Source organism: Mitsuaria chitosanitabida ATCC BAA-476 = NBRC 102408 (assembly GCF_001598255.1).
Taxonomy (GTDB): Bacteria; Pseudomonadota; Gammaproteobacteria; order Burkholderiales; family Burkholderiaceae_C; genus Roseateles; species Roseateles chitosanitabidus.
Map to the genome: position 1 here is coordinate 424,412 of NZ_BCYP01000018.1, position 17,753 is coordinate 442,164.

General features: G+C 69.0%; 21 protein-coding genes. 18 read left to right on the forward strand and 3 right to left on the reverse strand.

The genetic code is table 11. The annotated features are described in order from the left end of the window. The first annotated feature begins 39 nt into the window (after positions 1-39). The 6 genes from MCHT01_RS27830 to MCHT01_RS12715 all read left to right on the forward strand — a co-directional run bounded on the left by MCHT01_RS27830 (position 40) and on the right by MCHT01_RS12715 (position 5,131). The gene (locus MCHT01_RS27830) at positions 40-1,554 is read left to right on the forward strand and encodes a methyl-accepting chemotaxis protein (RefSeq protein WP_067065670.1); all 1,515 of its coding nucleotides are present in this window, start codon (positions 40-42) and stop codon (positions 1,552-1,554) included. 104 nt (positions 1,555-1,658) lie between these two features. Then, on the forward strand, positions 1,659-2,078 hold the full coding sequence (locus MCHT01_RS12695; RefSeq protein ID WP_067065671.1) for a rhodanese-like domain-containing protein: 420 nt from the start codon (positions 1,659-1,661) through the stop codon (positions 2,076-2,078). A gap of 76 nt (positions 2,079-2,154) precedes the next feature. Beyond that, positions 2,155-2,412, forward strand: coding sequence for a glutaredoxin 3 (gene grxC / locus MCHT01_RS12700; protein WP_067065672.1), 258 nt, complete (start codon positions 2,155-2,157; stop codon positions 2,410-2,412). A gap of 151 nt (positions 2,413-2,563) precedes the next feature. Continuing rightward, entirely contained in the window at positions 2,564-3,040 is a 477-nt protein-coding gene (gene secB / locus MCHT01_RS12705) for a protein-export chaperone SecB (protein ID WP_067065673.1), read from the forward strand. Positions 3,041-3,143: 103 nt separating this feature from the next. Continuing rightward, a complete protein-coding gene (locus tag MCHT01_RS12710) occupies positions 3,144-4,154 on the forward strand; it encodes an NAD(P)H-dependent glycerol-3-phosphate dehydrogenase (RefSeq protein WP_067065826.1) in 1,011 nt (336 codons plus the stop codon). 5 nt (positions 4,155-4,159) lie between these two features. Beyond that, on the forward strand, positions 4,160-5,131 hold the full coding sequence (locus MCHT01_RS12715; protein ID WP_067065674.1) for a Bug family tripartite tricarboxylate transporter substrate binding protein: 972 nt from the start codon (positions 4,160-4,162) through the stop codon (positions 5,129-5,131). Positions 5,132-5,405: 274 nt separating this feature from the next. On the opposite strand, the gene MCHT01_RS12720 is transcribed toward MCHT01_RS12715, so the two are convergent. Continuing rightward, the gene (locus MCHT01_RS12720) at positions 5,406-5,876 is read right to left on the reverse strand and encodes a tRNA (cytidine(34)-2'-O)-methyltransferase (protein ID WP_067065675.1); all 471 of its coding nucleotides are present in this window, start codon (positions 5,874-5,876) and stop codon (positions 5,406-5,408) included. A gap of 79 nt (positions 5,877-5,955) precedes the next feature. Further along, entirely contained in the window at positions 5,956-6,636 is a 681-nt protein-coding gene (locus MCHT01_RS12725) for a ComF family protein (RefSeq protein WP_148661511.1), read from the reverse strand. Positions 6,637-6,855: 219 nt separating this feature from the next. Between MCHT01_RS12725 and MCHT01_RS12730 the strand changes: the two genes are divergently transcribed. The 7 genes from MCHT01_RS12730 to MCHT01_RS12755 all read left to right on the forward strand — a co-directional run bounded on the left by MCHT01_RS12730 (position 6,856) and on the right by MCHT01_RS12755 (position 12,930). Then, on the forward strand, positions 6,856-7,698 hold the full coding sequence (locus MCHT01_RS12730; protein ID WP_084452492.1) for a hypothetical protein: 843 nt from the start codon (positions 6,856-6,858) through the stop codon (positions 7,696-7,698). 280 nt (positions 7,699-7,978) lie between these two features. After that, complete coding sequence (gene coxB / locus MCHT01_RS12735; RefSeq protein WP_084452494.1) at positions 7,979-9,166, forward strand: cytochrome c oxidase subunit II; 1,188 nt, start codon at positions 7,979-7,981, stop codon at positions 9,164-9,166. Between the two features lie 32 nt (positions 9,167-9,198). After that, positions 9,199-10,854, forward strand: coding sequence for a cytochrome c oxidase subunit I (gene ctaD, locus MCHT01_RS12740; RefSeq protein WP_067065677.1), 1,656 nt, complete (start codon positions 9,199-9,201; stop codon positions 10,852-10,854). 24 nt (positions 10,855-10,878) lie between these two features. Further along, entirely contained in the window at positions 10,879-10,998 is a 120-nt protein-coding gene (locus MCHT01_RS27140) for a cytochrome oxidase small assembly protein (RefSeq protein WP_218017896.1), read from the forward strand. Between the two features lie 52 nt (positions 10,999-11,050). Then, entirely contained in the window at positions 11,051-11,659 is a 609-nt protein-coding gene (locus MCHT01_RS12745) for a cytochrome c oxidase assembly protein (protein WP_067065678.1), read from the forward strand. Positions 11,660-11,666: 7 nt separating this feature from the next. Continuing rightward, positions 11,667-11,930, forward strand: a complete 264-nt coding sequence (locus MCHT01_RS12750; protein ID WP_148661512.1) for a DUF2970 domain-containing protein — start codon at positions 11,667-11,669, stop codon at positions 11,928-11,930. A 115-nt stretch (positions 11,931-12,045) separates the two neighbouring features. Beyond that, a complete protein-coding gene (locus MCHT01_RS12755; RefSeq protein WP_067065679.1) occupies positions 12,046-12,930 on the forward strand; it encodes a cytochrome c oxidase subunit 3 in 885 nt (294 codons plus the stop codon). 134 nt (positions 12,931-13,064) lie between these two features. On the opposite strand, the gene MCHT01_RS12760 is transcribed toward MCHT01_RS12755, so the two are convergent. Then, complete coding sequence (locus tag MCHT01_RS12760) at positions 13,065-13,274, reverse strand: DUF2909 domain-containing protein (protein WP_067065680.1); 210 nt, start codon at positions 13,272-13,274, stop codon at positions 13,065-13,067. Positions 13,275-13,333: 59 nt separating this feature from the next. Here MCHT01_RS12760 and MCHT01_RS12765 point away from each other — a divergent pair, with 59 nt between their 5' ends. The 5 genes from MCHT01_RS12765 to MCHT01_RS12785 all read left to right on the forward strand — a co-directional run bounded on the left by MCHT01_RS12765 (position 13,334) and on the right by MCHT01_RS12785 (position 17,699). Continuing rightward, positions 13,334-14,191 (forward strand): SURF1 family protein, encoded by an 858-nt coding sequence (locus MCHT01_RS12765; protein WP_084452563.1) that lies wholly within the window; start codon positions 13,334-13,336, stop codon positions 14,189-14,191. After that, positions 14,184-14,888 (forward strand): SCO family protein, encoded by a 705-nt coding sequence (locus MCHT01_RS12770; protein ID WP_067065682.1) that lies wholly within the window; start codon positions 14,184-14,186, stop codon positions 14,886-14,888. The genes MCHT01_RS12765 and MCHT01_RS12770 overlap by 8 nt, the downstream gene beginning before the upstream one ends. 21 nt (positions 14,889-14,909) lie before the next feature. Next, entirely contained in the window at positions 14,910-16,121 is a 1,212-nt protein-coding gene (locus MCHT01_RS12775; protein ID WP_067065683.1) for a COX15/CtaA family protein, read from the forward strand. Continuing rightward, entirely contained in the window at positions 16,118-17,026 is a 909-nt protein-coding gene (cyoE, locus tag MCHT01_RS12780) for a heme o synthase (protein WP_067065684.1), read from the forward strand. The genes MCHT01_RS12775 and cyoE overlap by 4 nt, the downstream gene beginning before the upstream one ends. Positions 17,027-17,093: 67 nt before the next feature. Next, positions 17,094-17,699, forward strand: coding sequence for an SCO family protein (locus MCHT01_RS12785; protein ID WP_067065685.1), 606 nt, complete (start codon positions 17,094-17,096; stop codon positions 17,697-17,699). Positions 17,700-17,753: the final 54 nt, after the last annotated feature.

Below are 17,753 nucleotides of genomic sequence, written 5' to 3' on the forward strand. Positions count from 1 at the left end.
GGTGGAGACAGTGAAGACAGTGAAGAACTGGAGTCAGGCATGAATTTGAAGACCCGTATCGCGATGCTGCCGGTGCTGGCGGCGATCGTCTTCGCGGTGGGCATCGCCGTGGTGCTGCTCTTTTCCTCGCGGACCTCGGGCGCCATCCATGCGCTGGGCGAGGCCGACTATCCCTATCTCGTGGCGACCAACCAGGTCGCCGCGCAGCTCGAGGCGCTGGGCGGGACCATCCAGTCCGCCGTCGCCGAGGGCGAGAAGAAGCGTCTGGACGAGGCCGCCGAGCGCGCCGCGTCCATGCGCAAGGTGATCGCCTCGATCAAGGCGATTCCGGGCCGCGCCGAAGAAGGCGCCAAGCTGGACGCCGGCTTCGAGGCCTATTACGCGGCCTCGGTGGAGACGGCACAGCTCTTCCTGGGCATCAAGCAGGGCGATCAGGCCGGCGCTATCCCCAAGATGCAGGCGGCCCAGAAGTCGCTGGAGCAGACCCTGACCGAAGCGCGCAACGACGCGCGCGCGACTTTCGACGCGACGCTGTCGCGCGCCGAGCACGGCGTCGGCGCGGGCCTGTGGGCGACGGTGGGCAGCGGCCTGATCGTGGTGCTGTGCCTGGGGCTGGGCTCCTGGCTGCTGATCGCCAGCGTGTGGCGCCAGCTGGGCGGCGAGCCCGAGTACGCCCGCGACGTGATGCGTCAGATGGCCGAGGGCGATCTCTCGCAGCGCATCGAAGTGGCGCCTGGCGCCGACGCCAGCCTGCTGGCCGCGGTGCGCGACATGGCACAGGGCCTGTCGGCCATCGTCGCCAACGTGCGCAGCGGGACGGACTCGATGACGGTGGCCTCGCGCGAGATCGCCGCCGGCAACCAGGACCTGTCGGTGCGGACCGAGAAACAGGCCGGCTCGCTGGAGCAGACCGCCTCCAACATGCAGCAGCTGACCGAGACCGTGCGCCAGAGCGCCGACGCGGCCAGCCAGGCCAATCAGCTGGCCGGCAGCGCCGCCACGGTGGCGCGCAAGGGCGGCGAGGTGGTGGGTCAGGTCGTGTCGACGATGGACGAGATCAGCGCCAGCTCGCGCAAGATCGGCGACATCATCGGCGTGATCGACGGCATCGCCTTCCAGACCAACATCCTGGCGCTGAACGCCGCCGTCGAAGCGGCCCGTGCCGGCGAGCACGGCAAGGGCTTCGCGGTGGTCGCGTCGGAAGTGCGCTCGCTGGCGCAACGCAGCGCCGAGGCCGCGCGCGAGATCAAGACCCTGATCGGTGCCAGCGTCGAGCGCGTCGAATCGGGCTCGCGTCTGGTGCAGGACGCGGGCGTGACGATGGAGGAGATCGTGGCCAGCGTGCAGCGCGTCTCGGACATCATCAGCGAGATCACCGCCGCCTCGGCCGAGCAGAGCCAGGGCATCGGCCAGGTCAACGAGTCGGTGGTGCAGCTGGATCAGATGACGCAGCAGAACGCGGCGCTGGTCGAGGAAGCCGCCGCCGCGGCCAACAGCCTGGAGCAGCAGGCCCGCGGCCTGCAGTCGGCGGTGTCGACCTTCAAGCTCTCGTGATCGGGTGATCGGGCACAGGTCGGTCCTGCGGGTCGACCTGCGCCGCGCGAGGCCGGGCTTTCTATAATCGCCCGCTTTTGGATTCAACAAAGACGGGCGGCGCCTTGAAGTTCCTGATCGAAAACTGGTATCTCGTGCTGACGGCCCTGGTGTCGGGCGGCCTGCTGGCCTGGACCTCCCTCAAGGACAAGTCCGCCGGCGTCTCCACCGCCGAGGCGGTGCGTCTGATCAACCGCGAGAAGGGCGTGCTGATCGACGTCAGCGATGCCGCGGAATACGCCGCGGGCCACGCCAACGGCGCCCGCAGCGTGCCGCTGGAACTGCTGACTGGCACGGAGACCCCCATCAAGCAACTGCCCACGAACAAGGCCCTGCCCGTGGTGCTGATGTGCAAGACCGGCGCACGCGCCCAGCGCGCCGCTGGCATCCTGCGCAAACAGGGCTACGCGAACGTCGTGGTCGTGGCAGGCGGCCTGAAGGCCTGGCGCGAAGCGAGTTTGCCCGTCGAGAAGTCCGCGGCCTGACCGCCCTGTCAGCCGCGCGCCGGTCGGGTGACCGATCGGCATCGGACCTTCGACACGATCATTTGGAGAATTGGCGATGGCCGCCGTGAAGATGTATACGACCCTGGTCTGCCCCTACTGCGTGCGCGCGAAGTCGCTGCTCAAGCAGCGCGGCGTGGCCCAGATCGAGGAGGTCCGGGTCGACCTGGACCCGACCCAGCGCGACGCGATGATCCAGCTGACCGGCCGGCGCACCGTCCCGCAGATCTTCATCGGCGACACCCATGTCGGCGGCTGCGACGACCTGATCGCGCTGGACCAGCGCGGCGGCCTGCAGCCGCTGCTGGCGGCCTGAGCGGCCGGATCGGGCGGCTTCCGGAGATCGCCCGACCGCGCGGCGACGCGAACCGCCGGACCTGGGAATCCCTCGGCGAACTGTCGTGATCCCTCGGTCATAATGCCCGCCGCGGCCCGCGCTGGCGGGCTTTTTCATTTGGATGACCCTCATGGCCGACGACACCAACACCCCCGTGTTCCAGATTCAGCGCATGTACCTGAAGGATCTGTCGCTGGAGCAGCCGAACGCTCCGCAGATCCTGATGGAGCAGGCCCAGCCGCAGGTCGACATCAAGCTCTCGCTGGCCGCCGAGCCGATCGCCGAGGGCCTGTTCGAGGTCAGCGTCACCGCCACCGTGACGACCTCGATCGAGGACAAGACCCTGTTCCTGATCGAAGCCAAGCAGGCCGGCATCTTCGAGATCCGCAACCTGCCGCAGGAACAGCTGGAAGGCATCCTGTCGATCGTCTGCCCGCAGATGATCTACCCCTACCTGCGCGCCATCGTCTCCGACGTGTGCACGCGCGCCGGCTTCCCGCCCGTGATGCTGACGGAAGTGAACTTCCAGGCGATGTTCGAGGCCCAGCAGGCCCAGATCATGGCCGCGGCGCAAGCCAACGGCGACGCGTCGACCGCTCCGAACTGAGCGTCACGCCCGTGAACGCGCCGGCCTCGCGGATCCGTCCGCCGGCCGGCGTGTCGCTTTCTGAGACCCGAACGAGCCGACCGCGATGAACACCTCCGCGCCGATGAAGATCACCGTGCTGGGCGCCGGCGCCTGGGGCACGGCGCTGGCGATCGCCGCGAGCGCGCGTCACGACGTGCTGCTGTGGGCGCGCGACGGCGCCGCGCTCTCCGCGATGCGCCATGCGCGCTCGAACGAGCGCTACCTGCCCGGGGCCGCGTTCCCCGCGTCGCTGCGCCTGGACGACGACCTCGACACCGCGATCCGCCACGGCCGCGACGGCCTGATCGTGATCGCGACGCCGATGTCCGGTCTGCGCGGCATGCTGGCGCAACTGCCCGAAGGCGCGCGCGCGCAGTGGCTGTGCAAGGGCTTCGAGGCCGGGACCGGCCGCCTGGGTCACGAGATCGCGCGCGAGGTCGCGCCGCACCTGGCCACCGGCATCCTGTCGGGGCCGAGCTTCGCGCAGGAAGTGGCCGCCGGACAGCCGACGGCGATGGTGTCGGCCTCGGCCGATCCGGCCTTGGCGCAACTGGGCGTGCAGGCCTTCCACAGCGATCGCCTGCGGGTCTATTCGTCGGCCGATCCGGTGGGCGTGGAGGTCGGCGGCGCGGTCAAGAACGTGATGGCGATCGCCGTGGGCATCGCCGATGGCCTGCGGCTCGCGGCCGAGGCGCAAGGTCGGCAGGGTCCGGGTCTGAATGCCCGTGCCGCGCTGATCACGCGCGGTCTGGCGGAGATGCAGCGCCTCGCGCTCGCGCTGGGCGCGCATCCGGAGACGCTGCTGGGTTTGGCCGGTCTGGGCGACCTGGTGCTGACGGCGACGGGCGACCTGTCGCGCAATCGGCGCGTGGGGCTGCTGCTGGCCGAGGGCCTGGATCTGCCGGGCATCCTCGCCAAGCTGGGACATGTGGCCGAGGGCGTGTACAGCGCGCCGACGGTGCTCGCGCGCGCCCGGGGCGCGGGCGTGGACATGCCGATCACCGCGGCGGTCGTCGAGGTGCTGGAAGGGCGCATGAGCACGCATGCCGCGATGGACGCGCTGATGGGCCGCGAGGCCAGGTCGGAGTGGTGAACGCGATGCCGAGGCGCCGCGAGCTGCTGGCCGCGTCCGCGTTGCTGCCGCTGGCTGGCGCGTCGCGGGCCGAGGCGGTCTGGCCGTCGAGGCCGATCCGGCTCGTCGTGCCGTTCCCGGGCGGGAGCTCGCCCGATCTGATCGCGCGCTACTTGGCCGAGCCGCTCGCGCAGGCGCTCGGGCAGCCCATCGTCATCGACAACAAGCCGGGCGCCGGCGGGAACATCGGCACCGGCGCGGTGGCGAAGGCGACGCCCGATGGGCACACGCTGCTGTTCACGATTCAGGGGCCGCTGATCACGGCGCCGCTGCTGTCCAAGGCCTTGCCCTACGACCCGGCGCGCGAGCTCCGATCGGTGAGCTTCGTGGCGAGCTCGCCCAACGTGCTGGTGGTGCCGCCTTCGCTGGGCGTGGAGACGCTGGCGCAGTTCGTGGCGCTGGCCAAGCGCCGCGCGGGCGCGCTGAACTACGGGAGCGTGGGGACAGGCTCGGCGGCGCACCTGGCCATGGCGTCCTTCATCACGCGGGCGGGGCTGTCCATCGTGCACGTGCCGTATGCCGGCTTCCCGCAGGTCGTGAACGCGATGCTCGCGGGGCAGATCCACGCGGGGTTCATGGTGCCGGCGATCGCGATGCCGCAGGTGAAGGCGGGCAAGCTGAAGGCGCTCGCGGTGACCAGCGCGGGACGCTTCGCGGCGCTCGCGGAGTTGCCGACGGTGGCGGAGTCCGGCTATCCCGGGTTCGAGGCCACCTCGTGGCAGGCGCTGCTCGCGCCGGCGAGAACGTCCGATGCCATCGTGCGGCGGGTCGCGGCGGAGACGATTCGGATCGTTAGGGGCGAGGGGTTTCGGCGGGAGTTGTTGCCGCTGTACTTCAGCGCGGCGGGGACGGCGCCGGAAGGGCTGGATGCGCTGATGCGCGATGAGCGGGTGCGCTGGGGAGCGCTGGTCAAGCAGCTCAGGATCGAGCGGGAGTGAGGACGGTTGCCTCGCGGGAGCGGGGCTCGCTGACTTCAACGGCCCTCACCCCAACCCCTCTCCCGCGCAGCGGGCGAGGGGCAATGCGGGCTCTGGTGTGCGACGGCCCTCACCCAACCCCTCTCCCGCAAGCGGGCGAGGGGCTCAGGCGGCGCGGTTCGTCAACGCGGCGCGGTTCGAGTGGCCCCTCTCCCGCGGCGCGGGAGAGGGGTTGGGGTGAGGGCCGTCGCCCACAGCGAGCCCACAGCCCATGCCGTGCATCAGCCCCCCGACCTCAAACCCCATCGAGATACCCGTTCTGCCGCCACCCCTCGAAGACCGCCACCGCCACCGCATTGCTCAGATTGAGGCTCCGCTGCCCCTCGCGCATCGGCAGCCTGACCCGCTGCTCCAACGGGAAACTATCCCGCAATGCCGGCGGCAGTCCGGCCGTCTCGCATCCGAAGACCAGCCAGTCCCCCGGCTTCAACGCGACCGTCGGAAGCAGGCTGCTCCCCCTCGTCGTGAACGCGAACATCCGCGCCGCATCGGGCTGCTCATCCGCCAGGAACCGCTCCCAGTCCGCATGCCGCAGCACCGGCGCGTACTCGTGATAGTCCAGGCCCGCCCGCTGCAGCAGACGATCCTCCATCGAGAACCCCAGCGGTTCGATCAGATGCAGCCGGCAGCCGGTGTTGGCGGCGAGCCGGATCACGTTGCCGGTGTTGGGCGGGATCTCCGGATGGACCAGCACGATGTTGAACATGGGACGACTCTTCTCGAAGTGATGCGGGACGCGGCGCGCGCCTGTCGAAGGGAACGCCGCCTGGGCGGCGCGTCGGCCGCTACGGCGTGCGCGCGGCGACCCAGGCCTGCACGTCGACGGCCCCCGCGCGGTGCAGCGTGAGCGCGGCCTCGTGCAGCGTGGCGCCGCTGGTCATGACGTCGTCGACGATCGCGACCCGCAGCCCCCGCACCGGCGCCACGACGGCGAAGGCGCCGCGCAGGTTGTGCCGTCGCTCGTCCAGCGGCAACTGAGCCTGCTGATCGGTGTGCCGCACGCGGACCAGGGTGCGCGCGCAAAGCCGCGATTGTCGCTCCGTGACGAGCGGCAATCGGCGCGCGATCTCATGCGCCTGGTTGTAGCCGCGCTCGCGCAGGCGCGCCATCGACAAGGGAATCGGCACGATCAGATCGGGCGCCGCGGCGATGTCCGCCCGCGCGATCGCGCGCCCCAGCCGCGACGCCATCAGCGGCGCGAGCTCCAGGCGTTCACCGAACTTCAGCCCGAGCAGCAGGCGGTCCCACGGGAAGACGTAATCCATCGCCGCGATGCAGCGCGACAGCGGCGGCGGATGCGACGCGCAGCGGCCGCAGCGCAGGCGCGGGCGGCTGTCCACATCGGGGTCGGCCACACGCTCACCGGGGGCATCGCGGAGGCCGGTGCCGGTGTCCTCGCTGGGGCCCGCATTGATGCCTCTGGGCAACATCAGGGCGCATAGCGCGCAGCGCGACGCGTCGTCCACGGGATGGAGAGCCTCGCATTCCGCGCAGATCGGCCCCCGACACCAGAGGCGGCACAGCGTGCACTGGCCCGGCATGCGCAGGGTCACGCGGGACAAGGACCAGCGCCGGACGAGGTCAAACATGGCCGCCTACAATCCTGCCCCATGACTGGCGAAGAGGTTGGGCCGCCCGGCACACAGCAGATCGATGCAGGCGCGGCGCGGCGGCAGCGCCGTCGCATGGCCGCATCCGAACAGGCTCCCTGGCTGCATGACGAGGTCGCGACCCGCATGCTGGATCGGCTGCCGGTGATCCGGCTTCAGCCCACCGCGGTGCTGCAGAGCCGCCCCTCCACGGGCGGCGGCGACGCGGGGCTGCGCCAGCACTACCCCCAGGCCACGCAGCTCTGGCTGGAGCCCGACGAGGTCGTGCGCGCCCTGCAGCAGCAGCGCCTGAAGCGCGGCTTCATGCAGTCGGTGATGGACAAGCTGCGCGGCAGCGCGGGAACCGAAGTCATCGCCGAGCCGCCCGCCGCGGCCGCGCAATTGCTGTGGTCCAACATGGAACTGCACGGCGAGGCCGACAAGCCCGCGCTGGTCGCGCAATGGCATCGCGGGCTGGAAGTCGAGGGCTGCCTGATGTTCTCGTGCCTGGGGCCGGACAGCTTCATCGAGCTGCGTCCGATCTTCGCGCGCGAGGGCTGGGGCGTGCCGTCGCCGGACTGGGTCGACATGCATGACCTGGGCGACCTGCTCGTGCACGCGGGCTTCGCCGATCCGGTGATGGACCAGGAACATCTGCGGCTGACCTGGCGTCGGCCGGAGGACCTGTTGCGGGATCTGCGCGCGCTCGGCGGCAACGTCGCGCCGGCGCGCATGAAAGGTCTGCGTTCGCGGGCCTGGCGCGATCGGCTCATGCGCGCGCTGGAGTCGCTGCGCGGCGCCGACGGGCTGCTGTCCTTGAGCGTGGAGCTGGTCTACGGCCATGCGTTCAAGCCGCAGCCGAAATTGAAAGTGGCGGCGACCACCGAGGTCTCGCTGGACCAGATGCGGGCCATGGTCCGCGGCGCGGGCAAACACTGACCCCCGCGTCGCGCGGGCTCGGTTAGCGCAGGCGCGCCACGTCGCGCCGAGGGCGTGCTCTGAGGGTAATCCTGGGCCGTTCGGCCCTCTGGGGGCGGTCATAGTGCGTGAGGGGGCCGGGCTAGAATCCGCCCCCGACTGGAGTACGTCTGCTGGCCCTGAAGGTTTCTGCCAAACGCCTTGGCATCGAAGCCCGCCCACGCGGGCTCGAGCGCTGACGCCGCCTGGAGGAGACACCCGGGTGACAAGAGCTTGAGAAAGACTGGATAAAGAGACGACCATGACGATTGACATCAGTTGTGTGCATCAACTGGGGCGCCGCTGCAGCCAGCTCGCGTTCGGCCTGACGGCCGCGCTGGCCAGCCAGGTCGCCTTGGCGGTCAACGACCTTCCTGGAGGTCCCGCCGTCAACCAGCTGAACCTGCAGCCCCCCGTGACCAAGATCGCGCAGGAGCAGATGTGGCTGCACAACATGATGCTGGTCCTGTGCCTGGCGATCTTCATCGCCGTGTTCGGGGTCATGTTCTATTCGATCTTCAAGCACCGGAAGTCCAAGGGCGCCGTCTCCGCCAACTTCCATGAAAGCGTGAAGGTCGAGATCGCGTGGACGATCATCCCCTTCATCATCGTGATCCTCATGGCCCTGCCCGCGACCAAGGTCGTCGTGGCGATGAAGGACACCACCAACTCCGACCTCACCATCAAGGCCACCGGCTACCAGTGGAAGTGGGGCTACGACTACGTCAAGGGCGAGGGCGAGGGCATCGGCTTCGTCTCCACGCTGGACGCCTCGCACCGCGCGCTGTCGGACTCGGGCCACCCCGGCTCCGTCGACAACTACCTGCTCAAGGTCGACAACCCGCTGGTCGTCCCGGTCAACAAGAAGATCCGCATCATCACCACCGCCGACGACGTCATCCACGCCTGGATGGTGCCGGCCTTCGGCGTGAAGCAGGACGCGATCCCCGGCTACGTGCGCGACACCTGGTTCAAGGCCGAGAAGGAAGGCGACTACTACGGTCAGTGCGCCGAGCTCTGCGGCAAGGAACACGCCTACATGCCCATCCACGTCAAGGTGCTCAGCGCCAAGGACTACAGCGCCTGGGTGGACGGCGAGATGAAGAAGATCGCCGCCAAGGCGGACGATCCCAGCAAGGTCTGGACGATGGACGACCTGATGGCCCGCGGCCAGAAGGTGTTCGAGGCCAACTGCGCGGTCTGCCACCAGGCCAGCGGCAAGGGCGCGGGCCAGTTCCCGCCGCTGGACGGCTCCGCCGTCGTCAAGGCCGAGGACCATGCGCAGCAGCTGCACCTCGTGCTGAACGGCCGCAACCAGATGCCGGCCTGGAAGGCCGTGCTCAAGGACAGCGAGATCGCCGCCGTCGTCACCTATACCAAGAACGCCTGGTCCAACAAGACCGGCCAGATCGTGCAGCCCGCGGAAGTCGTGGCCGAGCGCGCCAAGTGAATTTCCGCCGATAGAGCTACCGAGGAATTGACATGAGTGCAGTGCTTGACCACCCGACCGGTCACGTTCATGACCATCATGACGATCACCACGACCACCACGCCCCGACGGGCTGGCGTCGCTGGGTCTTCGCCACCAACCACAAGGACATCGGCACGCTGTACCTGCTGTTCAGCTTCACGATGCTGATGATCGGCGGCATCCTGGCGCTGTGCATCCGCGCCGAGCTGTTCCAGCCGGGCCTGCAGTTCTTCAACCCCGAGCTCTTCAACCAGTTCACGACCATGCACGGTCTGATCATGGTGTTCGGCGCGATCATGCCGGCCTTCGTCGGCTTCGCGAACTGGATGATCCCGCTGCAGATCGGCGCGTCCGACATGGCCTTCGCGCGGATGAACAACTTCAGCTTCTGGCTGATGATCCCCGCCGCGCTGACCCTGGTGGGCTCGTTCTTCATGCCCGGCGGCGCGCCCGCCGCGGGCTGGACGCTCTATGCGCCGCTGACGCTGCAGATGGGCCCCTCGATGGACGCCGGCATCTTCGCGATGCACATCCTGGGCGCGTCCTCGATCATGGGCTCGATCAACATCATCGTGACCATCCTCAACATGCGCGCCCCCGGCATGACGCTGATGAAGATGCCGATGTTCGCGTGGACCTGGCTGATCACCGCCTACCTGCTGATCGCGGTGATGCCGGTGCTGGCCGGCGCCATCACGATGACGCTGACGGACCGTCACTTCGGGACCAGCTTCTTCACGCCCTCGGGCGGCGGCGACCCGGTGATGTACCAGCACATCTTCTGGTTCTTCGGCCACCCCGAGGTCTACATCATGATCCTGCCGGCCTTCGGGATCATCAGCCAGATCGTGCCGGCCTTCGCGCGCAAGCGGCTGTTCGGCTACGCCTCGATGGTCTACGCGACCGCCTCGATCGCGATCCTGTCGTTCATCGTCTGGGCCCACCACATGTTCGCCACCGGCATGCCGGTGACGGGCCAGCTGTTCTTCATGTACGCGACCATGCTGATCGCGGTCCCGACCGGCGTGAAGATCTTCAACTGGCTGGCGACGATGTGGCGCGGCTCGATGACCTTCGAGACCCCGATGCTGTGGGCGATCGGCTTCATCTTCGTGTTCACGATGGGCGGCTTCACCGGCCTGATCTGCGCGATGGCCCCGATCGACATCCAGATCCAGGACACCTACTACGTGGTGGCGCACTTCCACTACGTGCTGGTCGCGGGCTCGCTGTACGCGCTGTTCGCCGGCGTCTACTACTGGGGCCCGAAGTGGACCGGCGTCATGTACTCGGAGACGCGCGGCAAGATCCACTTCTGGGGCTCGCTGATCTTCTTCAACGTGACCTTCTTCCCGATGCACTTCCTGGGTCTGGCCGGCATGCCGCGTCGCTACGCCGACTACCCGATGCAGTTCGCCGACTTCAACGCGCTGGCCTCCATCGGTGCCTTCGGTTTCGGACTGATGCAGGTGTACTTCTTCATCGCGGTCGCGATCCCGATGATGCGCGGCAAGGGCGCGAAGGCGCCGCAGAAGCCGTGGGAAGCCGCCGAGGGCCTGGAATGGGAAGTGCCGTCGCCGGCCCCGTTCCACACCTTCGAGACGCCGCCCAAGCTGGACGTCACCGCGACGCGGATCATCGGCGACACGTCGCACGCGGCGCACTGAGCCCCATCTCGCAGGAGCACCGCCATGGCGCTGACCCCCGAGCAACGCAAGAGCAATCTGCGCCTGGCGCTGGTCCTGGCCAGCGTGGCCGCGGTCTTCGCGATCGGTTTCGTCGTGAAGATCGCCGTGCTGGGCGCGGCTTGAGCGGCCTCATGCCCGAGCCGCGCGCACAGGCCCATCAGGTCGCGAGCACACGATGAGCCGCCGCAAGATCGCTGACTGGCTCCGCCGGGAGAACCTGCGGATGACCGGCAAGCTGCTGGTCGTGGTGGGCCTGATGTTCGGCTTCGGCTACGCGCTGGTGCCCATGTACCGCGCGATCTGCACGGCGCTGGGCATCAACGTGCTGTCGCTGTCGGAGCGTCAGCACGCGGTGCGGGCCGAGGACGTCAAGAACACGCAGATCGACTACAGCCGGCAGATCACGATCGAGTTCGACGCCAACGCGCGCGGTCCCTGGGACTTCAAGCCGGCCAAGCGGCATCTGGTGGTCCATCCGGGCGAGCTGACGACGGTGATGTACACGTTCCAGAACATCCAGACGCGGACCATGTCGGCGCAGGCGATCCCGAGCTACGCGCCCAAGCAGGCGACGCCGTATTTCAACAAGCTGGAGTGCTTCTGCTTCAACGAGTACACGCTGAAGCCGGGCGAGCAGAAGGAGTGGCCGGTGGTGTTCGTCATCGACCCGAAGATCCCGAAGGACGTGCGCACGATCACGCTGTCCTACACCTTCTTCGAGGTGGCGGGCAAGGGCAAGGCGCAGGCGGCGGCCCCGGTGCTGCGCGCCGGTCCGAGCAGCTGAGACCGGCATGGCGTCGCCGATGTCCGAGGAGCTCAAACCCGGCGAGGATCTGAAGCAGGCCGCGCAGCGCAAGGGCTCGTTCTGGGGCACCTTCCGCGCGGTGGCGTGGTCGTTCTTCGGGGTCCGCAAGGGCTCGGAGTACGAGAAGGACGTGTCGCAGCTCAATCCGCTGCACGTGATCGCGGCGGGCGTGATCGCGGCGGCGCTGTTCGTGGTGGGATTGATCCTGCTGGTGCGCTGGGTCGTGAGCAGCGGCGCGGCGATGAATTGAGCGGGGCGGGGCGCGCTGGGTCGCGCGACGTCCTCGCGGTGGTTGCAGTTTGAAGTTGTAGTCGTTCAGAGAAATCAGCGGTCGTTCGCGCGACCGCGTTCGAGGAGAGACAGGCATGTCGGCAACGACGATTCAAGGCAAGGCCCCTTACTACTTCGTGCCCGGTCCGTCCCGGCATCCGGTCATGGCCGCGTTCGGCCTGTTCTGGGTGATCCTGGGCGCCGCGCAGTGGATCAACGGCCACGACTGGGGCAAGTGGTCGCTGCTCGTGGGCCTGCTGTGGTGGGCGTTCACGCTCAAGCAGTGGTTCGGCGACGCCATCCGCGAGAGCGAAGGCGGCATGTACAGCGACCGCATCGACCTGTCGTTCCGCTGGAGCATGGGCTGGTTCATCTTCTCGGAGGTGATGTTCTTCGCGGCCTTCTTCGGCGCGCTGTTCTGGTCGCGCGGGTACAGCATCCCTACGCTGGGCAGCCTGGACAACGCCCTGCTGTGGCCGGACTTCAACGGCCTGTGGCCGAGCGTCGCGGCGGGCGCCACGGCGTCGCCGGCGGGCACTGTCGAGGCCTTCGCGACCATGGGGCCGTGGCCGATCCCGACGATCAACACGGCGCTGCTGCTGACCTCGGGCGTGACGCTGACCATCGCGCACCATGCGCTGATCGCGAATCACCGCGCGCGTTGCATCGGCTTCATGTGGCTGACGGTGCTGCTGGGGATCACCTTCCTGGGCTTCCAGGGCTACGAGTACTTCCACGCGTACCACGAGCTCAACCTGAAGCTGAACTCGGGGATCTTCGGCTCGACGTTCTTCATGCTGACGGGCTTCCACGGCTTCCACGTGTTCGTGGGCATGCTGATGCTGCTGTTCATCACGCTGCGCCTGATGAAGGGGCACTTCACGCCGGATCGCCACTTCGGCTTCGAGGGCGCGGCCTGGTACTGGCACTTCGTGGACGTCGTCTGGCTGGGGCTGTACGTGGTCGTGTACTGGATGTGATCGGGCATCGACAATGAGAAAGCGCCGCTGAGCGGCGCTTTTTTCTTGGGCTCGCTGACTGCCACGGCCCTCACCCCCACCCCTCTCCCGCAAGCGGGCGAGGGGACAGTCGGCGGTCCTCGGAGAAAAGGGCCCTATTTCCCGACCGGCAGACCCGTGGGGTGGATCCAGCCCATCCAGGCCGAGAAGAGGATGAACAGGAAGAGCGCCACCGACAGCGCCACCCGCAGGGCGAGGGCGCGGAACATGGTGGCCTTGCCCTTCTGCTTGCGGAGCATGAGCACCCCGGCCGAGCCGAGGGCGCCGAGGATGCCGATGAACGCGACGAGGACGATGAATTTCATGGCGGACGATTATTCACGCCGAGGTCCGCGAGGACATCGGGCGACGCCCGGGGATGCGCATGGCTGAGACGACCACGCTGCCCGCGGCACCGCCCCGTCGGGGGCGACGCGGCGTCCTGCTGATCGCCGCGGTCGCCGGCATCGCCGCGACGGTCGCGCTGGGCCTCTGGCAACTCGATCGTGCCGATCAGAAAAAAGCGCTGCAACGGGCGATCGACGAACGCGCGCTCCTGAGTCCGATCGCGGGCCGCGATCTCCCTCCCGCCGATCTGCCGCCCCCGGGCGCGCTCGAGCACCGCCGCGCCGCGCTCACCGGCCAATGGGACGGCGCCCACACCGTCTACCTCGACAACCGCGTGATGGAGGGCCATCCCGGCTTCTACGTCGTCACGCCGCTGAAGCTGACGGGCCGTCACGACGCGATCCTGGTCCAGCGCGGCTGGGTCCCCCGCAACGCCGCGCGCCGCGAGGACCTGCCTCCCGTGAGCACCCCGGCGGGCGATGTGCGCATCGAGGGCCGGCTCGCGGCCTCGCTGTCCCGGGCCTTCGAACTCGGACGCGAACCGGGGTCGGGGCCGATCCGGCAGAATGTCGACCTCGCGGCCTTCCAGGCCGAAACCGGTCTGCGCCTGCTGCCGCTGGTGCTGCTGCAAGGCGATCCCGATCGCGTCGACGGCCCGTCCGCCGCCGCGTCGTCGGCAAGCCCCGCGGTCGCCGGTCCGGCGGGCGCGAGTCCGCCCAACGACACGTCCGATGGCATGCGCCGGCATTGGCCCGCGCCCACCGTCGACGTCCACAAGCATTACGGTTACGCCTTTCAATGGTTTGCGCTCGCGGCGCTGATCCTGGGTCTTTATGTCTGGTTCCAAGTCCTCGCCCCCCATCGCGCTGGCCGAGCCGTCGGCGCCCATGACTGAGGCCGCGCCCGCGCCGGTCGACACGCCGCTGCCGCCGGACGGTCCGGTGACGCTGGCCGTGCACAGCATGCCCATGCCCTTGGGGGAGGACGTCGATCCGCCCAGGCGCTCGCGCTGGACCCTGTGGCTGGTGCTGCTCATCTGCGCCGCGCCGGTGGTCGCCTCCTACTTCAGCTTCTACGTGCTGGACCTGCGCGGCCGCGCCTACAGCGACCTGATCACGCCCACCCGCGACCTGCCGCCCACGATGGCGCTGAGCACGCTGCAGGGCGCGCCGGTGGCCGCCGAGGCGCTCAAGGGCCAGTGGCTGCTGACCTACGTCCCCGACCGCGCCTGCGACACCGGCTGCGAGCGCATGCTCTTCATGCAGCGCCAGTTGCGCGAGATGCTCGGCAAGGACCGCGACCGGCTGGACAAGCTGGTCCTGATTCCCGACGACGTGCAACTCACGCCCGCCCAGGTGGACGCGCTCACTGGCCACGGCGCTCCCGCGACTGTCTTGCGCGCCAGGCGCGACGCGATCGAGGGCTGGCTGATGGCCGCGCCCGGCCACCGCCTGGGCGAGCATCTGTTCCTGGTCGATCCGATGGGGCGCTGGATGCTGCGCTCCCCGGCGACGCCCGACCCGTCGCAGCTGAAGAAGGACCTCGAGCGCCTGATGCGCGCCAACGCCGGCTGGGACAAGCCGGGCCGTTGAGAGGATGAGGACGACGCGCGCATGAACGGATTGGCCATCGGTTTCGATTTCGAGCCACTGCTGGAGTTGCTGGCGGTGGCCGCGCTCGTGGGCTCGGTGCCGCTGCTGGTCTGGCAATGGCGGCATCGGCACGACGCGACCGCGCGTCGCCTGCGCGCGCTGACGGTGCTCGCCGCCTTCCTCACCTTCGACCTGATCCTGATCGGCGCGCTGACCCGCCTGACCGATTCCGGCCTGGGCTGTCCCGACTGGCCCGGCTGCTACGGCAGCGCCTCCCCGCTGGGCGCGCGCGACGAGATCCATGCCGCGCAGACCGCCATGCCCACCGGCCCGGTCACGCACGGCAAGGCCTGGATGGAGATGCTGCATCGCTATCTGGCGGGCGGCGTGGGCTTCCTGCTGGTCGCGCTGGCGATCATGAGCTGGTGGGTCTGGTGGCGCCGCCGTCGCGACGCGCGCGGCGATCGTGGTGACCGCGGCGTCGAGATCTCGCCCTGGTGGGCCACGCTCTCGTTGATCTGGATCCTGGTGCAGGGGCTGTTCGGCGCCTGGACCGTGACGATGAAACTGTTCCCGGCCATCGTGACCAGCCACCTGCTGCTGGCTTTCGGCCTGCTGGTGCTGCTGGCCTGGCAGGCTGAATCCTATGAACCGCGCCCGCTGAGCGGGTCCGCGGGCTTGCGCGCGGCGGTGGGCGGGTTCACGCTGCTGGTGATCGCGCAGATCGCGCTGGGTGGCTGGGTCAGCACGAACTACGCGGTCCTGGCCTGCCAGGATTTCCCGACCTGCCAAGGCCAGTGGCTGCCGCCGACCGACTTCGACCACGGCTTCACGCTGTGGCGCGAGCTGGGCCGCGGCGCCCAGGGCGGCTATCTGCCCTTCGAGGCGCTGACGGCCATCCACCTGGCGCATCGCGTCGGCGCGATGATCGTGTTCGTGGCGCTGCTGGCGCTGGCCGCGGCGCTGTGGCGCCACGGCGCGGGCGATCCGGCCGGGGAAGGGCGGCGCTGGGCGCGGCGGCTGCTGGCGGTCGGCGCCTGGCAGTTGGCCTCGGGCCTGTCGAATGTGGTGCTGGGATGGCCCTTGGTGGCCGCCCTGGCGCATACCGGTGGCGCGGCCGCGCTGCTGTTGATGTGTTCCATCGTGCTGGCGCGCCTGCGTGCCGGCACCCGGACGTGTGTGATCGAGACGACGCGCCACAGCGTCGGCCTCATGACGGTGAGTTCGAAATGAGTTCCGCGACCTCCGCCGCCTTGCCTTCGCGCTGGTGGCAGTTCTATCAACTGACCAAGCCCAAGGTCGTGCAGCTGATCGTGTTCTGCGCGGTCATCGGCATGGCGCTGGCCATTCCCGGCCTGCCGCACGGGGCCGAGTGGGGCACGCTGGTGGCGGCCACGGTCGGCATCTGGCTGGTGGCCGGCGCGGCCGCCGCCTTCAACTGCCTGATCGAGCAGCACATCGACGCCAAGATGAAGCGCACCGCCTGGCGGCCGACCGCCCGGGGCGAGCTCAGCCGCAACCAGACCCTGGCCTTCTCGGGCCTGCTGTGCGCGCTGGGCTCGGCGCTGCTGTACGTGCTGGTGAACCCGCTGACCATGTGGCTGACCTTCGCCACCTTCGTCGGCTACGCGATCATCTACACGGTGGTGCTCAAGCCGCTGACGCCGCAGAACATCGTGATCGGCGGCGCCTCCGGCGCGATGCCCCCCGTGCTCGGCTGGGCCGCCATGCGCGGCGACCTGGGTCCTGAGCCCTGGCTGATGTGCCTGATCATCTTCCTGTGGACCCCGCCGCACTTCTGGGCGCTGGCGCTGTACCGCAGCGAGGACTACCGCAAGGCCGGCCTGCCCATGCTGCCGGTGACGCACGGCAACGAGTTCACGCGGCTGCAGATCTTCCTCTACACCTGGGTGCTGTTCGCCGCGACGCTGCTGCCCTTCCTCAGCGGCATGAGCGGCTGGATCTATCTGGCCGCGGCCGTGGTGCTGGGGCTGAAGTTCTGCCACCACGCCTGGCTGCTGTGGCGCGAGTACTCGGAAGCGCTGGCGCGCAAGACCTTCATGTTCTCGATCCTGCATCTGTCGCTGCTCTTCGGCGCGCTGCTGCTCGATCACTACGTGAGCCCGTGGATCGGCTGAGGCCGGCCGCGACGCTCCCTGACTGCCGCGGCCCGCGCGCCGCCTCGACGACGAATCGGAAGTGCCCATGATCTCGCGACGTCCCCTCCTGCTGTCGGCCCTCGGCGCGGCGGCCCTGCTCGCCGGCTGCGACAAGCTCGGCTTCGGCCAGAAGGCCAGCTTCCAGGGCGTGGACCTGACCGGCGCGGCCTACGCGCGCGGCTTCAACCTGCCGGACCAGAACGGCCGCTCGCGCAGCCTGGAGGACTTCAAGGGCAAGGTGGTGGTGGTCTTCTTCGGCTTCACCCAGTGCCCGGACGTCTGCCCGACCACGCTGGCCGAACTGGCGCAGGTGAAGAAGGCGCTGGGCCCGGACGGCGACAAGGTGCAGGGCGTGTTCATCACCGTCGATCCGGAGCGCGACAAGCCCGAGCTGCTCAAGCCCTACCTCGAGAGCTTCGATCCCAGCTTCATCGGTCTGCGGGGCACGCCGGAGCAGCTCAAGGATGTCGCCAAGGAGTTCAAGATCTACTACGCCAAGGTGCCGGGCCAGACCCCCGACAGCTACACCATGGACCACACCGCGGCGAGCTTCCTGTTCGATCCGCAGGGCCGGATCCGGGTGTTCTCGCGCTACGGCGCGGGGGCGAGCGCCATGCTGGCGGACGTCAAGACGCTGCTGAGCGGCGCCTGATCCGAAGGGGGCCTCCCGGCCCCCGACGCGGCGGCAGCGCCCGCCATCCGCGCG